The organism is Bacillus cereus group sp. MYBK139-1, assembly GCF_051916915.1.
Classification (GTDB): domain Bacteria; phylum Bacillota; class Bacilli; order Bacillales; family Bacillaceae_G; genus Bacillus_A; species Bacillus_A pacificus.
In genome coordinates this window covers 52,684-70,647 of record NZ_JBQAHO010000009.1, presented here as the reverse complement: position 1 = coordinate 70,647, position 17,964 = coordinate 52,684, and the positions used below count along the sequence as shown (strand labels likewise).

Below are 17,964 nucleotides of genomic sequence, written 5' to 3'. Positions count from 1 at the left end.
GAGGGAGATGTTTAAATGGGGGCTTATGAAATTAATGACCAGTTATTAACAAATGAAGAGAAAAAAGAATTAACAATAAATAAAGATCAGCAAAAGATTAGCCGAAAGAAAGAAGTGTTTCGTAAGTTTGTATCGAATCCAATCGCAGTTTTAGGATCAGTGACGTTATTACTCATTATTGTTTTCTCACTTGTTGGTGAAAGTTTAACGCCATTTACTGCGAGTGAACAAGTAAAAGAGGCAACAAACTTACCACCTAGTAGTGAGCATTGGTTTGGAACAGATGATTTGGGAAGAGATATATGGGCACGTACTTGGGCTGGCGGGAAAATTTCATTAACAGTTGGATTAGTGGCAGCTGCTCTTGATATAGGACTTGGTGTGCTAATTGGAGGATTTAGCGGATATGTGAGAGGGCGCAATCGCCTTGGGACATTAATTGATGAGTGGATTATACGAGGAATCGAAGTGTTATACGGTATCCCATATTTATTAATTGTTATTTTACTATTAATTGTTATGAAACCAGGTCTTTTTACCATTATCATCGCCCTTGCATTAACAGGATGGATTGGTATGGCACGTCTCGTTAGGGCGCAAGTTTTATCTTTAAAACAAAGAGAGTTTGTTATTGCAGCGGAGCGATTAGGTACATCACATATGAAAATTATATACGGGCATTTAATTCCGAACTTAACAGGCATTATTATCGTAAATTTATCATTTACAATTCCAGCAGCTATTTTCTCAGAATCATTTTTAAGCTTTATCGGACTAGGAGTGCAATCACCGGCAGCAAGCTGGGGGACGATGACGAATGATGCACTTGGGACATTACTAAGCGGGGAATGGTGGCAGCTATTCTTCCCAGCAATCATGATTGCGCTCATTATGTTCGCGTTTAACGCAATTGGTGATGGTTTACAAGATGCAATTGATCCAAAAATCGTAAAACGGAATCGAAAGGAGAAAAAACATGGGACAGCTCTTATCTTTAGAAAACGTAACGTTAGCCGTTGAAAAAGAGAATAGTAAACAAGCAATTGTGAAGCATGTTTCCTTTTCTATTAGCGAAGGTGAAATAGTTGCGCTTGTAGGAGAAAGTGGCTCAGGGAAAAGTGTTACAGCACAATCTATTATCGGCTTAAATCAAGAATCAATTCATATTGATGATGGAAATATATCTTTTGAATCAGAGGAATTAACGAATCTACAAGAATCAGAATGGAATCAAATTCGTGGGAAAGATATTGCTTTTATCTTTCAAGATCCACTTTCATCTTTAAATCCGACGATGAAGGTGGGAAGGCAAATTACAGAGGTGATTTTGCAACACGAAAAGAAATCGAAAAAAGAAGCAAAAGAAATTGCGATTAACTTATTAAATGATTTAGGGATACATGAAGCAGAGAAACGCTTTGAACAGTACCCACATCAATTAAGCGGAGGCATGAGGCAACGTATTTGTTTAGCAATCGCATTTGCCTGCCACCCAAAACTCGTTATTGCGGATGAACCTACGACAGCATTAGATGTAACAATTCAAAAGCAAATTATGGAGTTATTAAAGGAAAGAAAGGAAAAGCAAAATACGAGTATTTTACTAATTACGCACGATTTAGCACTTGTACGTGAAGTAGCGAATCGAGTAGTTGTGATGTATGGAGGACGTGTTGTTGAAAAAGGAACGATAGAGGAAGTGATAGGTTCCCCTAAACATCCATACACAAAAAGCTTATTACAAGCAATTCCGAATATGGATGATTCCGAAAAAGTATTACGTGCAATAGAAGGGACGACACCTTCCATTGAGACTTTAAATAGCTTTGGTTGTCCTTTTGTAAATCGTTGTCCAGTAGCGATAAAAGAATGTATTCATCGTTTCCCAGAGAGAACAACATATTCCAAGGAGCATAGTTCACATTGCTGGCAACATGTTCTGGAGCATAATAAGGCGAAATCAAAAGAGAAGGTGAATGCCTCATGACGACAGATTTAATTAGTGTAAAGCAAGTAACGAAAACGTATGGAAGTAAAAATAAAGAAATCGCAGCGTTAAAAGACATATCACTTGCGATCCCGAAAGGAACAACGCTTGGCATTATTGGAGAAAGTGGTTCAGGAAAAACAACACTTGGTAAGCTCATAGCTGGGATTGAGAGCCCAACGTCTGGTGAAATTGATTATAACGGTCAAGTCGTTCACAAGTTGAAGGCAGCTCATAAACGTGATTTCTTACAGAAAGTACAGTTTATTTTTCAAGATTCCACAGCAGCATTAAATCCGCGCTGGAAAGTACGCGATAGCGTAACGGAAGGTTATATTTCATTCGGTTTAGGTGATAAAGGATTAAAGGATAAAGTAGCAGGTGATGCGCTAGAACGTGTGGGATTAGATAGACGATATATCGATCGCTATCCGCACGAATTTAGCGGAGGACAACGTCAACGAATTGCTATTGCAAGAGCGTTATTGTGTGAGCCAGAAGTATTGATTCTTGATGAACCAATTTCGGCATTAGATGTTTCGCTTCAAATCCAAATTGTGCACTTGCTGCAAAAAATTCAAAAGGAACAAGGTTATACATATTTATTTATCGCGCACGATTTACCGATGGTTCACTATTTATGTGAAAAAGTAGCTGTCTTATACAAAGGAGAACTTGTTGAATTTGGAAATACGGACGAAGTATTCCGTAATCCACAACATTCTTATACAAAAACACTATTGGCATCAACACCAAAAATTTCAGGTTAAAGGAGAATGTAGGATGAAGAAGTTTTTACTGTTTGTCATTATGACTGTTTTAGCAATTACTTCTGTTGCTTGCGGTAAGAAAGAGACGCAAAAGGCGAGTGCTGGTAAGGGAGAAGGAGATCGATTAGTAACAAATATTGGTAGCGATCCATATACACTTGATTCCGCTATTGCGACAGATAGTACTTCAGGTTATGTAATTGGACATTTATTCTCAAGCTTATATACGCAAGATAGTGATGGGAAATATCAAAATGAATTAGCAGAGAAAGAAGAAGTAAATGCTGATGGAACTGAGTATACAATTCATTTAAAGAAAGATATTAAATGGTCAGATGGTTCTGCTATTACAGCAAATGATTTTGAATTTGCATGGAAGCGATTATTAAATCCGAAAACGGGTTCTATGAATGCAACAGAAATGTATTTTATTAAAGGGGCAGAGGCATACAATACTGGAAAAGGTGAAGAAGGACAAGTTGGCATTCAAGTCATTGATCCTCAAACATTAAAGGTAACACTTGAGCACCCAGTGTCTTCTATTAAACAAAAATTAGCAAGCTCATTATTCATTCCATTATCTAAAAAATCAATTGATGATAATAATAAATTAAAAACAGATCCAAAAGAGTTAATTACGAACGGACCATTCACATTAAAAGAATGGAAGCATAATCAGGCTATTACGGTACAAAAAAATAAAGAATACTATGATAAAAAGGTAACATTAAAAGAAATTGAGTTTCGTATTATTCCAGATTCTAAAACAGCGTACCAATTATACAAATCAAAAGAATTAGATTTACTAAGTAGTTTACCGCAAGAAATGATTGAGAAAGAAAAAGGAAATAAAGAATATAAACGTGTTGCAGGATTTTCATCTTATATTTATTCGTTTAACGTAGAAAAAGAGCCATTCACAAATGCGAAAGTACGTAAAGCATTCTCGTTAGCAGTTGATCGTAAGTTTATTGTTGAAAAACTGTATAAAAACAATGCACAAGAAGCAAATGCATTCGTTCCAGAAGGAGCAAAAACACAAAGTGGGCGTGATTTCCGTAAAGAAAAAGGTGGTTACGTTAAATTTGATCCAGCAGAAGCGAAAAAATTATTAGAAGAAGGTATGAAAGAACAAGGCTGGTCTACATTACCTGAGGTAACATTAAAATTCACTACAGATACACAACATAAAAAAGTAGCAGAAGCAATGCAAGAAATGTTTAAGAAAAATCTTGGTGTAGATATTAAATTAGAAAATAAAGAGTGGAAGAGTTACATCGATACATATAAGCAAAGTGATTTCCAATTAGCTTATATGGGATGGGGCGGTTCTCTATTAGATCCAATTACTAAATTAGATTTATATGCAGGTGATGGTCCAAATAATTATGCAAAATGGCATAATAAAGAATTTGATGCTTTAGTGAAGGAAGCAGAAGTGGAACAAAATGAAGATAAGCGTTTTGACTTATTGCATAAAGCAGAAGATATTATGTTTACAGATTCACCATTAATTCCAATTATATTCCCGTCGGATTCCTATTTACAAAAACAAACGGTATCTGGACTTCAATATTATGTTGGATCTAAACCAGATTTAAGATACGCAAAAATAAAGAAGTAGGCAACCGCCTACTTCTTTATTTTATTTCTCTTTTATATTCTTTTTTCGTTCCATCAGAGAAGACAACTTCTAAATCGAATTTTTGGTAGTCTTTATCAAGTTTGAACACGTTCACTACTTGATCGATTACTTCTTGGTCAGCAGTATCTTTATCAAATTTTAATTCTTGTAGAAGTGGGCTTAATTTTGTGATAGCCTCGTCTCCTGTTAATTTTACATCTGCTTTATGATCTTCAATTTTTGCTTCCATTTTCTTATCAGCTGCTACATTTTTATAGTCTGCTTCGTAGTCTTTCTTTGTATCTTGGTAGTCTGCCTTTAAATCGAATTCATTGAAGTTTAGTTTTAAATCTGCAGGAGCCTCGTTTTTTGCTTCTTCAGTTGTCTTTTTATTAGAAGTTGTGTCTTCTTTTGCAGGAGCTTTACATCCTGTTAATGCAGGTACTAGCATAAGAGCTAATAAAACTGATAGTAGAGTTCTCATTATAAATTCCTCCTTATGTAAATTCGTTCTATACAAGTTTTTCCCAAAATCATGTAATTATGTATGTGTTAAAAATAAATTATTATTCTGTAGTTGCAAGGGCTAATCCGCAATTTAAATCAAAAAAGATTTGTATGTATATGGTAAATTGAAGTTGTGAGGAGGTACTAAAATGCATGAAGAATATAAAGAGATAATAAAAAAATCAATTGAATATATAGAAAATCACTTGCATGAGGAGCTTACAACAGAAAGAGTAGCATCTCACAGTGCAGTATCGATGTACCATTTTCATCGTATTTTTCAAAGTTATATTGGGATGAGTGTAACGGATTATATTCGAAAGAGAAGATTAACTCATGCTGCACAGGCTTTAGTATCGACTGAAAGAGCAGTTATTGATATTGCAATGCAATATGGTTTTTCCTCACAAGAGGCATTTACGAGAGCTTTTAAAAGAATGTTTCAATGCAAAAAGAAGGAGAAGAGGATTATTGACAATTATTAGAAAAGTTATATAATCTAAATGTAAGTGATCACTTGCATGAGGAAGAGAGGATTTTATGGCGCGCTCAAAGACGGCAGAAAAAATTATTCAAGCGGCAATTGAATTAGTGAAAGAAAAAGGATATACAGCAGCGACAACGAAAGAAATTGCAATGCGTGCTGGTGTTAATGAAGTAACGATATTCCGCAATTTTAAAAGTAAGAAGGGTGTTATTGAAGCAGCGGTTGCTGAATTTTCATATGTACCGCATTTAAAAAAGTTTTTGCAAACAGAGATTGTATGGGAATTAGAAACAGATTTAAAAAACTTAGCAAGGCATTATCATAATTTTTTAGATGGGGTAAAAGATATTATTGCTATCGGTATACGTGAGGCTGGAGAATTTCCTGAATTAGATGGGGAAATTGCTAAAATACCACAAGGACTAAAAGAAGAATTAAGTATCTATTTTGCAAAAATGCAGGAAAAAGGAAACATTATTGATACGAATATTGAAGCGCAAGTAATGAACTTTATCTGGATCAATTTTGGATATTTCTTATCTAAATTACGTTTTGCCGATCGCCTGACAGAAGTTGATGATGAGAAATTTATTGAAAATAATATTGTTTTATATGCTAGGGCATTAAGACCCTAGTATTTATTTAAAATAAAATGCAAGTATGTACTTGCTTGCTAAAAGGAGAGCGGGAAGATGGATACATTAAAACAGTTTTTAAAAAGACCAGGTACGTATGTAGGAATGGTCGTAGCGCTATCATTCCAACTTATTTTCTTTTGCGTGTGGTTAACGGCATATGATGGAGTGAATGAAAGAGCAGATCAAATGCGTATCGCTATTGTGAATGAAGATGTAAATATAGGTAGTAAAATAGCAGAAGGCTTACAGAGGAATTTACCATTTCAAGTGAAAGCAGAACGGTCTGTGGAAAAAGCAAACAAAGAAATGAATGACCATGTGTACGATATGATTATTGAAATTCCTGCTTCTTTTTCAAAAGATATAAATGAAACAGGAAAATCAAATTTAAACTTCCATATTAATCAAGCGAATGCCATGATGGCAAAGCAAATGATGGAAGGAGCTGCAAAACAAATTCGAGATAATGTAAATAAAGAGGTAGCAAGTTATAAGAAACAAGCGATTGTCGGAAAGCTACAAGCTGTAGGACCTGAGAATGTAGAAGTGATAAAAGGGTTAACTGAAGATTCAATTGGTTTTACAGTTCATAAAGTAAATGATGCAAAAGGATTTTCAGTGAATATGGTACCGCTAATGGTCGTATTAGCTTCATTTGTAGGAGCAATGATAATGAGTATGGAATTATCAAAAGTTGCAAAAGAAGTAAAGGGCAGTTGGAGTAATTTCTTATCAAGACAAATTATAAACGGTACAGCATCGATTTTACTTGCATGTATTACAATTGGTTTGATGAAAGGCTTCCAAATTGAGATGCACGAAACGGTAGGGAGTATATGGGTGTTTCAAGCAATAGTCTTCTTCGCATTTCTTTCATTAACACAAATGTTTCTAACTGTGTTTGGAAACGCAGGTATGATTTTTAATATCATCTCACTATCGTTACAACTTGTAAGTTCGGGTGTAATCGTACCACATGAAATGCTTTCTAAAACATATCAAACAATCGGCGGATTATTTCCTGCAACATATGCAGCGAAAGGCTATTATACAATAATATTTGGAGGAGTTAGTTTAGAGAGAAATATTATTTCATTATTAGTTATTGTATTGGTTACACAATCAGTAGCAGTGATGACTTTAGCCATAAAAGGAATGGTAAAGGGAAGAAGCTCTGTAGTTAAAGAAGCATAAAATAAAAAGGTATCCTCAATTGGATACCTTTTTATTAGCACTTATTATTTTGCAACTTCTGTCCACTTGTAGTTAAACTCACCACCGAAGTCAGTTGTTACAAGTCCTTTAATAAATCCGCGTTGTAAGTAAGAACGACCTTGTTGGTATAAAGGAGCGACAGCACCGTCTTGTAATAGAATTTTTTCAGCTTGCTTCATTGCTTCCCAGCGAGCTTTTTCATCACCAGCTAAATCTGTTTTTACTTTATGAATGAGCTCATCGTACTCTTTGTTAGAGTATTTATCGAAGTTATACGCACTATCTGTTGTAAATAAATCTAAGAATGTAATTGGGTCAGCGAAGTCAGGGCCCCAGCCATCAATACCGATTTCATAGTCACCACTTAATAGTAGTTTTAACTGTTGTTTACGTGGTTGTGGTTTTAAATTCACTGTTAATCCATCTAAGTTCTTTTCTAGTTCACCTTTTAAATATTCACCAGTCTTTTTAGCTAAAGCGTTATCACTTGTTAAGAGTTCAATTGTTACTTTGTCAGTACCAAGTTCTTGCTTCGCTTTTTTCCAGTTTTCTTTTGCTGTTTTTACATCATCTTTCACTAGATTTCCATTTTCTTTACGGAAGTCGTTGCCTTCAGGGCTTTTTGCAAATTTCGCAGGAATCATTCCTTCAGCTGGAACAGCGCCGTTATTTAAAATTGTTTCTACGTATGCCTTTTTATTCATTGCGCCGTTAATAGCAAGGCGTGCATGTTGATTTTTTAATGTTTCATTTTTTTGATTGAGTCGTAAAAATTGAATGCCAACTTCAGCACGTTCTTTGAAGTTTGGATCGCCCTTATATTTATCAACAAACTCCGCAGTTAAAGCAACGCGATCAATTTGTCCTGAATCATATAAATTAACTTCTGTAGACTTATCTTTAACGACATTGAAGTTGATTTCTTCTAATTTCACCGTTTTAGCATCCCAATAGTTAGGATTCTTCTTCAGTTGGAAGCTTTGCTCGTGTTTCCAGTTATCTAATGTGAAGGCACCGTTGTAAATTAAATGATTTGTTTCTAAACCGTATTTATCGCCTTGAGACTTTAAGTACTCTTCATTAATTGGTAAGAATGTTGAGAATGTCGTTAAACTTAAGAAGTAGGGAACAGGACGATCTAGTTGTACTTCTAATGTTTTGTCATCAATAGCTTTGACCCCTAGTTGATCAATCGGCAATTGTTTTTGGTTTATTTGTTTCGCATTCTTTATATCGAAGAATAAGAATGCATATTCAGCTGCTGTGTCAGGGTTTACGGCACGTTGCCAAGCGAAGACGAAGTCCTTTGCTGTAACAGGAGTACCGTTTGACCATTTTGAATCACGCAGATGGAATGTATATTTTGTTTTATCGGGACTAACGTCAACCGACTCAGCGACACCAGGAATTGGTTTATTATCTTCTCCCATTGCGTATAAACCTTCAAAAACATTTCGCATTACGCTCATGGATTCCCCATCCGTTGCTTTTGCAACATCCATTGTTGGAATTTCTGAAGCGAATGATAAGTTAATTGCCTGCTTATCATTTGCTTTCGCTCCGCTTGCATGATCTTTATTTCCCCCGCAAGCAGTTAGTAATAGACTTGCCCCTAAAACAGATGCAACAACAGGTACAACTTTTTTCTTCATTGTTCGTTCCTCCCTAAATGTGTTGTTCGTAACGTCATAATGTTCATGTCTTGAAGTGTATTTATAGAAGAAGAGAAAACCTATTATAAATATGCATATGTAGGTAATCAGGTGTTCTATATGTATATACATGTTGAAATATAATGTATCGTTATATGTTTCAACATAGGAGACGTTATATTTTGATGGTGAAATATTTCGTTTCTTTGATTATTTAGAATATTAACACTGGAAAGAACTATATGTCAATAATAAAAAGTGGAGTATTAATTTTTTAAAATAATATATTAAAAAAGCGGATTTTCTCTTATTGAGAATCCGCTTTTAATACATTTTTCCAATAAAATAATTGCTGTAGATAGAAAAACTTCAATTCAGCTTGCCTATTATTTTTCAATTTGTGCCCACTTGAAGTTTAATTGACCTGCAAAGTCTACTTGCACAATTCCTTTCACATAAGAACGTTCTAAATAAGATTCGCCTTTTTGGTAAAGAGGAGCGATAACAGAGTCTTTAAATAATATTTTCTCAGATGCTAGTAATGCTTCCCAGCGAGCTTTTTCATCACCAGCTAAAGTCGTTTTCACTTTTTCAATTGTTTCATCGAACTCCTTATTAGAGTAATGATCCAAGTTGTAAGGGTTATTCGTTGTAAACAATTCAAGGAATGTAATTGGATCAGCAAAGTCAGGGCTCCAGCCGTCAATACCGATTTCATAGTCACCTTTTAATAAAAGTGAAACTTGTTGTTTACGTGGTTGTGGTTTCACATTTACTGTTAATCCATCTAAATTCTTTTCTAGTTGTCCTTTTAAGAACTCACCAGTTTTCTTATCAAGGTCAGCATCACTTGTTAATAATTCTAATGTTATCTTTTCAGAACCAAGCTCTTGTTTCGCCTTTTTCCATAACTCTTGTGCAGATTTTGTATCAACTTTGGTTAAATCCCCGTTTATAGTACGGAAGTCTTTTCCATCAGGCCCTTTTGCAAAGTTTTTTGGAACGAGACCAAAGGTTGGTGTAGAGCCATCATTTAATAACGTATTTACAAAGGATTTGCGATCAATTGTTTGATCGATTGCTTGGCGTGCAGAAACATTTTGAAGTACTTTGTTTTGTTGATTCATACGTAAAAATTGTACGCCTACGTTCGGGCGTTCTTTAAAGTTCGCATCTTTTTTATATTTATCAACGAAGTCGGATGTTAATTTTATACGGTCTAATTGTTTTGATTCGAATAGGTTTACTTCTGTTGATTTTTCTTTTACGACGTTAAAATTGATTTCCTCTAGTTTGACAGTATCTTTATCCCAATAGGTAGGGTTTTTCTTGAATTTAAAGCTTTGTTCATGCTTCCAATCGCTTAGTGTAAAAGCGCCGTTGTACAAGATTGTATTATCTTCTAAAGCGTACTTATCACCTTGTTTTTTAAAGAATTCCTCGTTAATTGGTAGAAATGTTGGGAACGCTGTTAAGCTAATAAAATATGGAACAGGGCGTTCTAATTCTACCTCAAACGTATGGTCATCAACTGCTTTTACACCAAGTTGGTCGGCTGGAAGTTCTTTGTTGTTAATTTTTGTTGCATTTTTGATATCAAAGAATAGAAATGCATATTCAGAGGCTGTTGCTGGATCGACAGCTCTTTGCCAAGCGAAGACAAAATCTTTCGCTGTAACAGGAGTGCCATTTGACCATTTTGAATCTCGCAGGTGGAATGTGTATTTCGTTTTATCGCCACTTACTTCATGAGATTTTGCAACACCAGGGACAGGTTTATTACCTTCACCAAGGTTATACAAACCTTCAAATACGTTTCTCATTACTTGACCAGAATCAGTATCTGTAGCACGAGCTGTATCCATTGTTCGTATTTCAGTAGGTGAAGATAAGTTTAAAACCTGTTTACTAGGCGCCTCGTCTTTTGCATTTGCTCCGCTTGCTTCGTTTTTATAACTACCACAACCAGTTAATAAAATACTTACTCCTACAACTGATGCAATACCGGGTACAAACTTCTTTTTCATTTGATTTTCCTCCTAAATAGTTAAGTTTGGATGATGATGAGGGAAATGAAAAATAAAAAATCCCTCTTTTCATATTGAGAAAGAGGGATTTTTACGTACAAGTTATGCACCCGTATATAAACGAAGTCCCTCATTCTATCTTTCAAGCTATAAAGCTTGCAGGAAGTGGCACAGTATTCAAAAATGAACCTGCTGCCGAGGTTTCAAAGGGCCAGTCCCTCCACCTCTCTTGATACAATGAGTAAACGAATAAACTTTATTAATTTTTGTGTTTCTTTGATAATTCAAAATCTTACACCTTGGATGATGAAGTGTCAACTGAATGGGATATAGTTTAAATTTTCAGTTTTCTTTAACGAAAAACCACTGCATATGGCAGTGGTTTTTCTACTAGAAGTTAAAGTTATCTGGATCTGGACCAACGCGACGGTCTTCATTTAAAGCTTGAATTGCTTTCATATCATCGGCACTTAATTCAAAGTCGAAGATGTTTGCATTTTCAATAATGCGATGTTCTTTAATAGATTTAGGGATTGTTACAACTTCGTTTTGTAGATCCCAGCGTAAAATAATTTGCGCAGTTGATTTATTATATTTTGTCGCAATTTCTTGTAACGCTGGATTATCTAGTAGTTGTCCTTGCATTAATGGTGACCAAGCTTCAAGCTGGATATTATGTTCTTTACAGAAAGCGTGTAACTCTTCTTGTGCTAAACGTGGGTGGTATTCCACTTGATTGACCATTGGCTTAATTTCAGCAATTTCAAATACGTCTTGTAAGTGGTGAATATGGAAATTACTCACGCCAATTGCACGAACACGGCCGTCTTTATAAAGTTTTTCTAACGCTTTCCATGATTCAGTATATTTCCCTTTTACAGGCCAATGTACTAAATATAAATCTAAATACTCTAGTCCTAATTTTTCTAATGTAGTTTCAAATGCTTGAAGTGTTGTTTCATACCCTTGATCGCTATTCCATACTTTTGATGTAATAAATAATTCTTCACGTGAAACACCTGATTCACGGATTGCTTGGCCAACGCCTTCTTCATTTTGATAAATTGCTGCAGTATCGATACTGCGGTAGCCATTTTTAATTGCTGCTTTCACAGACTCAATTACTTCTGAACCATCTTCTACTTTAAAAACACCTAAGCCGAACCAAGGCATTTTTACACCGTTATGTAATGTTGTATAGTCTTTTAAACTTGTTAAACTCATATTATTTCCCCCTAGCTTTTTTGTTTGTTGCTTCTACTGCTTTTTGAATTGCCTCTGAAAAATTATATTCATATAAAGCTTTGAGACCTTCAGCTGTGGAACCACCTGGTGTTGTTACTTGTTCGCGGAGGTTAGCTGGATCTTGCGTTTGTTCAAGCATAGAGGCAGAGCCAGAAATCATTTGAATGACAAGGTGTTTGGCAGTTGCTTCATCAACTCCATAACTTTTTGTTGCTTCAATTAAGTTTTCAGCAAAGTAATAAAGGAAGGCTGGTGCACTTCCCGTAACTGCAGTAAGCTGATGAACTTCTTCCTCAGTACAAAGTTGCGAAGTACCAATACCTCTTAAAAGCAGTTGTAAGGTTTCCTGATGCATCTCGGTTACCGATTGTCCCATTGTATATAAGGAGATAGACTTTCCGATTTCAGCAGCTGTATTTGGCATAATCCAAGCAACAGGTGTCCCCTCGGGAAGTCTTTCTTCTAAATAAGATGGGCCAATGCCAGCGGCTACCGTTACGACAAGTTGATTCGATAGTAACGGAGATAATTCCGCTAATAAACCTTCATGTGCAGAAGGCGGCATTGCTAAAACAATCGTATCAACAGATGTAACATGCTGCTTCCAATCTGTTGTAGTAGACACATTATATCGCGTTTGTAATTGTTCTAGCTTTTCTACGTTGCTTCGGTTAGAAACGATAATTTCTTCGATGTATTCTTTGCTTGTTTTCAGTAATCCGGAAAATATAGCTTCTGCCATACGACCAGCACCAATAAATAGAATTCGATGTTTAGTTAGCATATCCTCTATTCCTTTCTAGTGGAGATATGTTATAAAAAACGATACCATTTTTAAGAGAATTTTGTAAAAAGAAAAGGCTTATTGTAGATGGAATAGACAATGAAAAGTAGGAAATTAATGGTGAAAGGGAGAGTGATTCCTTATACTGGTGATAGGGAATTTATTACACATCTGGGGAGAGATGATTATGATTAGAAGTCCGCTCTTTTTACTCATTACTAGTATTATTTGCGTATTGGTTGGATTTTATATTCAATCGAGTTATATTGAAATTTTTGCATCGGTCATGGGAATTATCAATGTTTGGCTATTAGCAAGAGAAAAAGTATCCAACTTTTTATTCGGTATGATTACTGTTGCGGTATTTCTATATATTTTTATTACACAAGGTTTATATGCAATGGCAGTATTGGCAGCCTTTCAATTTATCTTTAATGTATATGGTTGGTATTATTGGATTGCACGCAGTGGTGAAGAAGAGGTAAAAGCAACAGTTCGTTTAGATTTGAAAGGTTGGATTTTCTATATAGTCTTTATTTTAGCTGCATGGATTGGTTGGGGTTATTATCAAGTTCATTATTTAGAATCAACAAGTCCATATTTAGATGCTTTAAATGCTGTATTAGGCTTAGTAGCTCAATTTATGCTAAGTCGAAAAATCTTAGAAAACTGGCATTTATGGATTTTATATAATGTAGTTAGTATTTCAATTTATATTTCCTCCGGGTTATACGTTATGCTAATATTAGCTGTTATTAATCTCTTTATATGTATAGCTGGTTTACTAGAGTGGAAGAACAATTATAAGGGACAAAAACATACAAATAATTATATCTAGAAAATAATTAGAGTTGGAAAACCCCTGAAGCACATACGCTTCAGGGGTTTATTAATAGAATATAAGTTTATGCTTTTGTCATACCTAACAATACAGCGCCACCAATAATTAAAACACTACCTAGTGCAATAAAGATCAATTGACGTTTTGTTTTCTTTTCACCTAAGAAGACAATCGCACCGAATGTTGAGATAACGATTCCAGTTTGAGATAATGGGAAGCTTGTTGCTACTCCGACACGTGGTAGTGAAAGAAGTAAGAATAAGTTTCCAGTTCCCCATAGTAAACCAGATAAAGCATTACGGATTGCATATTTGTTAAAAGGTTTATGTTTAGATGTCAGTACAACCGCACCAACAAACATACCAACTGCTTGTGGTAAAATAGCAGACCAACCATCGATGTTATACCAACGAATAATAATTACATATACAAGATAGCCAAAAGTAGAAACAATTAAAGTAAGAAGTCCTTTTTTCAATTGTCCTGGTGGCTGAGCATTTTCTTTATCATCTAATGATGTGAATACAACACCAACTACGATTAATAGGATTGCAATCGTTCCCAGAATGATCGTTGTAGTAGTAGTCCACTCGCGGAAAGCGATAACCCCAAAGATAGAAGTTGCAACAAGTTGCATACCAGTAGAAATTGTTACAGTAGTTGAAACACCTAGTTTTTCAACTGTTTTTAATTGGTTTACTTGTCCTAAAGCCCAGAATAAACCTGAAATAAAACCAACAATCAAGATTGTCATTGTTAAAGCTGGTTGAGTAAATACATACATAATTGTTGCGAAGAATAGAGCACCGATTGTCATACCTACCGTTTGGCTATATGCACCACCGCCCATTTTTACGCTTACTAATAAGATGTTTCCCCATGCAATTGCAGGAAGAAGCGCTAATAAAATGTCCATTACAAGACTCCCTTCGTTTTGCTATACCAATATAATTACATATCGTTCTAACGATCGGTAATGCCCCACTACTAGAGTAGAAGATTACCGATCGCTAAAACAGGATGAAGAATTCACGATATAAATGCGTTTTCATTTCTTCATTTTTTCAAACACCTCCATATAATAACAGGAAATTGCCTATTTTAGAAAGTAAATTCAAATAGAATGTATATTTAAATAAAAGTTAAAATTCAGTTATTTCCCGATGGTATATTTTTATTTCCTAAGAAATAAAAAAGCAGCTTCAAAAAGAGCTGCCTTAAGAGTTAGTAATTCTTTTATTAATAAGCTGAATACATAGCAAAAATAGGAGGGACATACTAATAGTGATAACTACTAGTGTCCAGGCGAGCTGCATATTACTTGCATCAATCGCCATGTAAATTGCAGTTGGGATAGTCTGTGTTTTACCAGGAATGTTTCCGGCAAACATGAGTGTAGCACCAAACTCACCAAGCGCACGAACAAAGCTCAAAATCATTCCACTTAGTAAGGCAGGAAATGCAAGCGGAAGTGTGACGTGTAGAAAAACTTGATATGCACTTGCACCAAGGTCACGAGCACTTTCTTCAATTTGTACATTCGCGATAGAAAATCCTGTTTTTGCTGATTGGTACATAAGCGGAAATGCAACAACTGTAGAAGCAATGATCGCAGCAGTAGATGTGAACATAATAGATTGCTGAAATATTGATTCTATCCACATTCCAATGGTACTGTTATTTCCAAAAATAATAATGAGAAAAAAGCCGATTACAGTTGGCGGAAGTACCATTGGTAATAAGAAAATCGTTTCTAGTATTACTTTATATCTCCATGAGGAACGTGCTAGCGCTCTTCCGATTATCGTTCCTAAAATGGTAACGATAATGGTGGCACATGCGGCTACTCGTAAAGATAGAAAGATTGGTGATAAAATAGTATCAAAGCTCATGGCAATTATGATAGGACGGTAAATCCATATTTCTTAAAGATAGATTGTGCATCTTTTGACTGCAAATACTCATAAAATGAAGTCGCCTCTTTCTTATGCTTAGACTCTTTTATAACACCTAAAGGATAGTGAATTGGCTCATGAGAAGTAGCAGCTGCTGTCTCACCAATCTTCACTTTTTCTGAAATAAGAGCATCTGTTTTGTATACAATACCAGCATCGACATTTCCTGTTTCTACATATGTTAACACTTGGCGAACATCTTTTGTAAATACGACTTTATTTTGAACATCATTCCAAAGGTTTTCGTGCGTTAAAGAAGCTTTTGCATATTTGCCAGCAGGTACAGATTCAGGTGTACCAAGTGCAATTTTTTTGATTTTCTCATCTTTTAAATCTTGAAATTTTGTAAGAGAACTATCTTTAGGTATGACTAGAACTAGTTCATTTCCAAGAAGATTTTTCCCTTCCTGTTCATTAATGAATCCTTTTTTAACAAGAGTTTGGAATTTATCTTCTGCTGCTGAGAAGAATAAATCAGCGGGTGCGCCCTGTTCGATTTGTTGTTGAAGTGCACCAGAAGCACCGAAATTAAAAGAAAGTTTAATATTAGGTTCTTTTTCTTTATATTTTGTTTCAATTTCTTTTAATGCATCTTGTAAGCTTGCAGCTGCGGATATAGTAAGTTCAACTGTTTTTCCTTCTTTAGCAGTTGATTTCTCTTTCTTATCTCCGTTTGTACATGCAACGCTAAATATAAGAAGAAAAGAAAATATAAGCGCCCCTATGGATCGTAATATAAACTTGTTCATAAGAAAATCCCCTTTCGTTTTGACATATTCAATTATAACTAATTATAACTAAATATAACTAGTTATAATTGAATATAATTTGAAAGATGTAGTTGCTCTTAAAATATAGGAGAAATATTCTTTTCTTTGTTACAATGAAGGAAGAAAGTGAGGAATCGTCTATGGATCATCATTCCTACACAACGGAAGAAGTAGCGAAGCGATTAAAAGTATCAAAATTAACTGTATACGATCTAATTAAAAAAGGAGAACTGCCTTCTTATAGAATTGGTAGACAGATGCGCATTGATGCAGCAGATTTAGAACAATATATTAAGCAAATGAAAACAGGTAACGTACAAGTTACTCCTGTTAAGAATGACAGTAATAGTATCTCGAATACATGTATTATTAGCGGACAAGAACTAACGTTAGACATGTTGGCAAAACGTATAGAAAATCGCCTGCCAAGTTCAAATATATTAAGGGCATATCAAGGTAGTTTAACGAGTCTAGTAAAAATGTATCAAGGAGAAGGAAGTATCGTTAGCTTGCATTTGTTTGATGGCGAAACGGGTACATATAATGTTCCTTACGTAAAACGTATTTTAGTGGGACAACCATGTACGATGATTAATTTATTAGCAAGGAACGTTGGGTTTTATGTGCAAAAGGGAAATCCAAAAAATATAAAAACATGGGCTGATTTATCTCAATCATCTATACGATTTGTAAATCGAGAAAAAGGTTCTGGTATTAGGGTGTTAGTCGATGAACAATTGCGCATTCAAAAGTTAAATAAAGAACGTATTAGTGGATATGAGTGGGAAGAATCGAACCATCTTGGTGTTGCCACGCAAGTCGCGAATGGAAAAGCTGACGTCGGAGTAGGGTCAGAAAAGTTTTCGCAAATTGTAAATGTAGACTTTATTCCAATCATGAAAGAACAGTATGATTTAGTGATTTTGAAGAATAAAGAAAATGAAGAGCTGATCGAAGTTGTGAAAGACATTCTGCAATCGGAAGAATTTTATAATGAATTAAATGCGATTGGCGGATACGATATGACGAAAACAGGTCAAATTGTATATGAAACAAACTAAAAAGCTGCTTGTCTATAAGACGAGCAGCTTTTTCTATATATAAAGGGGGTTGGGGAAACAAAGTGTTAAACAAGACTTTGAGCAAGTGAGTAAATGAAAGCTGTAAGAAGAGTTGCTCCACTTGCAAGTCCGATAAAGTCTGATTTGTTGAAAGTAATGTTGTTCATTATAATCTCTCCTTATTTGTTTAATGTAGTTGCAACAGCTTTTGCATCGACAAGTGCGGATAGCACCGTGCCCATTGTATTTAAAAATTTGTTTGATTTCATTTTGTTCATCATGCGTATCCGCTCCTTTTCGAATTGTTGTTGCCCTGCTTTATATCTTAATTATAGGAAATATGATCGCCTGCAACTATCGAATTAGCTTACGGAAGACTTACACTTTTGTAAGAAAAAAAG

General features: G+C 35.1%; 17 protein-coding genes, 1 pseudogene and 1 riboswitch. Of the genes and pseudogenes, 9 read left to right on the top strand and 9 right to left on the bottom strand.

The window, feature by feature from the left end:
- Window positions 1–15: 15 nt before the first annotated feature.
- The 4 genes from ACTFRS_RS26810 to ACTFRS_RS26795 are packed head-to-tail and all read left to right on the top strand — an operon-like array spanning window position 16 to window position 4,381.
- Window positions 16–1,020 (top strand): ABC transporter permease, encoded by a 1,005-nt coding sequence (locus ACTFRS_RS26810; protein WP_000501525.1) that lies wholly within the window; start codon window positions 16–18, stop codon window positions 1,018–1,020.
- Window positions 977–1,987 carry an ABC transporter ATP-binding protein gene (locus ACTFRS_RS26805; protein WP_139869603.1) on the top strand — a complete coding sequence of 337 codons (1,011 nt, stop codon included), beginning with the start codon at window positions 977–979 and terminating at the stop codon, window positions 1,985–1,987. Before ACTFRS_RS26810 ends, ACTFRS_RS26805 begins: the two co-directional genes overlap by 44 nt.
- Window positions 1,984–2,757: an ABC transporter ATP-binding protein gene (locus tag ACTFRS_RS26800; protein ID WP_242294349.1), complete on the top strand. Its 774-nt coding sequence runs from the start codon at window positions 1,984–1,986 to the stop codon at window positions 2,755–2,757. Before ACTFRS_RS26805 ends, ACTFRS_RS26800 begins: the two co-directional genes overlap by 4 nt.
- A 13-nt stretch (window positions 2,758–2,770) precedes the next feature.
- Window positions 2,771–4,381 carry a peptide ABC transporter substrate-binding protein gene (locus tag ACTFRS_RS26795; RefSeq protein ID WP_001975321.1) on the top strand — a complete coding sequence of 537 codons (1,611 nt, stop codon included), beginning with the start codon at window positions 2,771–2,773 and terminating at the stop codon, window positions 4,379–4,381.
- 16 nt (window positions 4,382–4,397) lie between these two features.
- Here the strand turns inward: ACTFRS_RS26795 and ACTFRS_RS26790 are convergent, their stop codons facing one another.
- Complete coding sequence (locus ACTFRS_RS26790; protein ID WP_001259643.1) at window positions 4,398–4,865, bottom strand: YusW family protein; 468 nt, start codon at window positions 4,863–4,865, stop codon at window positions 4,398–4,400.
- Between the two features lie 172 nt (window positions 4,866–5,037).
- Between ACTFRS_RS26790 and ACTFRS_RS26785 the strand changes: the two are divergent.
- The 3 genes and pseudogenes from ACTFRS_RS26785 to ACTFRS_RS26775 form a co-directional block, all read left to right on the top strand.
- Window positions 5,038–5,355, top strand: a pseudogene (locus tag ACTFRS_RS26785) (helix-turn-helix domain-containing protein); the annotation flags it as partial.
- Window positions 5,356–5,428: 73 nt separating this feature from the next.
- Window positions 5,429–6,010 (top strand): TetR/AcrR family transcriptional regulator, encoded by a 582-nt coding sequence (locus ACTFRS_RS26780; RefSeq protein WP_000124364.1) that lies wholly within the window; start codon window positions 5,429–5,431, stop codon window positions 6,008–6,010.
- A gap of 57 nt (window positions 6,011–6,067) precedes the next feature.
- Window positions 6,068–7,207: a YhgE/Pip domain-containing protein gene (locus ACTFRS_RS26775; RefSeq protein WP_440025719.1), complete on the top strand. Its 1,140-nt coding sequence runs from the start codon at window positions 6,068–6,070 to the stop codon at window positions 7,205–7,207.
- Window positions 7,208–7,251: 44 nt separating this feature from the next.
- Here the strand turns inward: ACTFRS_RS26775 and ACTFRS_RS26770 are convergent, their stop codons facing one another.
- From ACTFRS_RS26770 to proC, 4 genes are all read right to left on the bottom strand, one after another.
- The gene (locus tag ACTFRS_RS26770; RefSeq protein ID WP_440025717.1) at window positions 7,252–8,880 is read right to left on the bottom strand and encodes an ABC transporter substrate-binding protein; all 1,629 of its coding nucleotides are present in this window, start codon (window positions 8,878–8,880) and stop codon (window positions 7,252–7,254) included.
- Window positions 8,881–9,266: 386 nt separating this feature from the next.
- On the bottom strand, window positions 9,267–10,907 hold the full coding sequence (locus tag ACTFRS_RS26765) for a peptide ABC transporter substrate-binding protein (RefSeq protein ID WP_000726476.1): 1,641 nt from the start codon (window positions 10,905–10,907) through the stop codon (window positions 9,267–9,269).
- A 132-nt stretch (window positions 10,908–11,039) separates the two neighbouring features.
- Window positions 11,040–11,146, bottom strand: a riboswitch (SAM riboswitch).
- Between the two features lie 151 nt (window positions 11,147–11,297).
- A complete protein-coding gene (locus ACTFRS_RS26760; protein ID WP_139869608.1) occupies window positions 11,298–12,131 on the bottom strand; it encodes an aldo/keto reductase in 834 nt (277 codons plus the stop codon).
- A 1-nt stretch (window position 12,132) separates the two neighbouring features.
- Window positions 12,133–12,936, bottom strand: a complete 804-nt coding sequence (proC, locus tag ACTFRS_RS26755) for a pyrroline-5-carboxylate reductase (protein WP_139869609.1) — start codon at window positions 12,934–12,936, stop codon at window positions 12,133–12,135.
- Between the two features lie 187 nt (window positions 12,937–13,123).
- On the opposite strand from proC, the gene pnuC reads away from it, so the two are divergent.
- On the top strand, window positions 13,124–13,774 hold the full coding sequence (gene pnuC / locus ACTFRS_RS26750) for a nicotinamide riboside transporter PnuC (RefSeq protein ID WP_139869610.1): 651 nt from the start codon (window positions 13,124–13,126) through the stop codon (window positions 13,772–13,774).
- Window positions 13,775–13,841: 67 nt separating this feature from the next.
- Here pnuC and ACTFRS_RS26745 read toward each other — a convergent pair whose 3' ends face one another.
- From ACTFRS_RS26745 to modA, 3 genes are all read right to left on the bottom strand, one after another.
- Window positions 13,842–14,693: a GRP family sugar transporter gene (locus ACTFRS_RS26745; RefSeq protein ID WP_000353544.1), complete on the bottom strand. Its 852-nt coding sequence runs from the start codon at window positions 14,691–14,693 to the stop codon at window positions 13,842–13,844.
- 301 nt (window positions 14,694–14,994) lie between these two features.
- A complete protein-coding gene (gene modB, locus ACTFRS_RS26740) occupies window positions 14,995–15,669 on the bottom strand; it encodes a molybdate ABC transporter permease subunit (protein ID WP_440025713.1) in 675 nt (224 codons plus the stop codon).
- Window positions 15,670–15,674: 5 nt separating this feature from the next.
- Complete coding sequence (gene modA, locus ACTFRS_RS26735; protein WP_431085297.1) at window positions 15,675–16,481, bottom strand: molybdate ABC transporter substrate-binding protein; 807 nt, start codon at window positions 16,479–16,481, stop codon at window positions 15,675–15,677.
- A 134-nt stretch (window positions 16,482–16,615) separates the two neighbouring features.
- Between modA and ACTFRS_RS26730 the strand changes: the two genes are divergently transcribed.
- Complete coding sequence (locus tag ACTFRS_RS26730; RefSeq protein ID WP_139869642.1) at window positions 16,616–17,563, top strand: helix-turn-helix transcriptional regulator; 948 nt, start codon at window positions 16,616–16,618, stop codon at window positions 17,561–17,563.
- Between the two features lie 65 nt (window positions 17,564–17,628).
- Here ACTFRS_RS26730 and ACTFRS_RS26725 read toward each other — a convergent pair whose 3' ends face one another.
- Entirely contained in the window at window positions 17,629–17,730 is a 102-nt protein-coding gene (locus ACTFRS_RS26725) for a DUF3948 family protein (protein ID WP_098922466.1), read from the bottom strand.
- Window positions 17,731–17,964 lie beyond the last annotated feature (234 nt).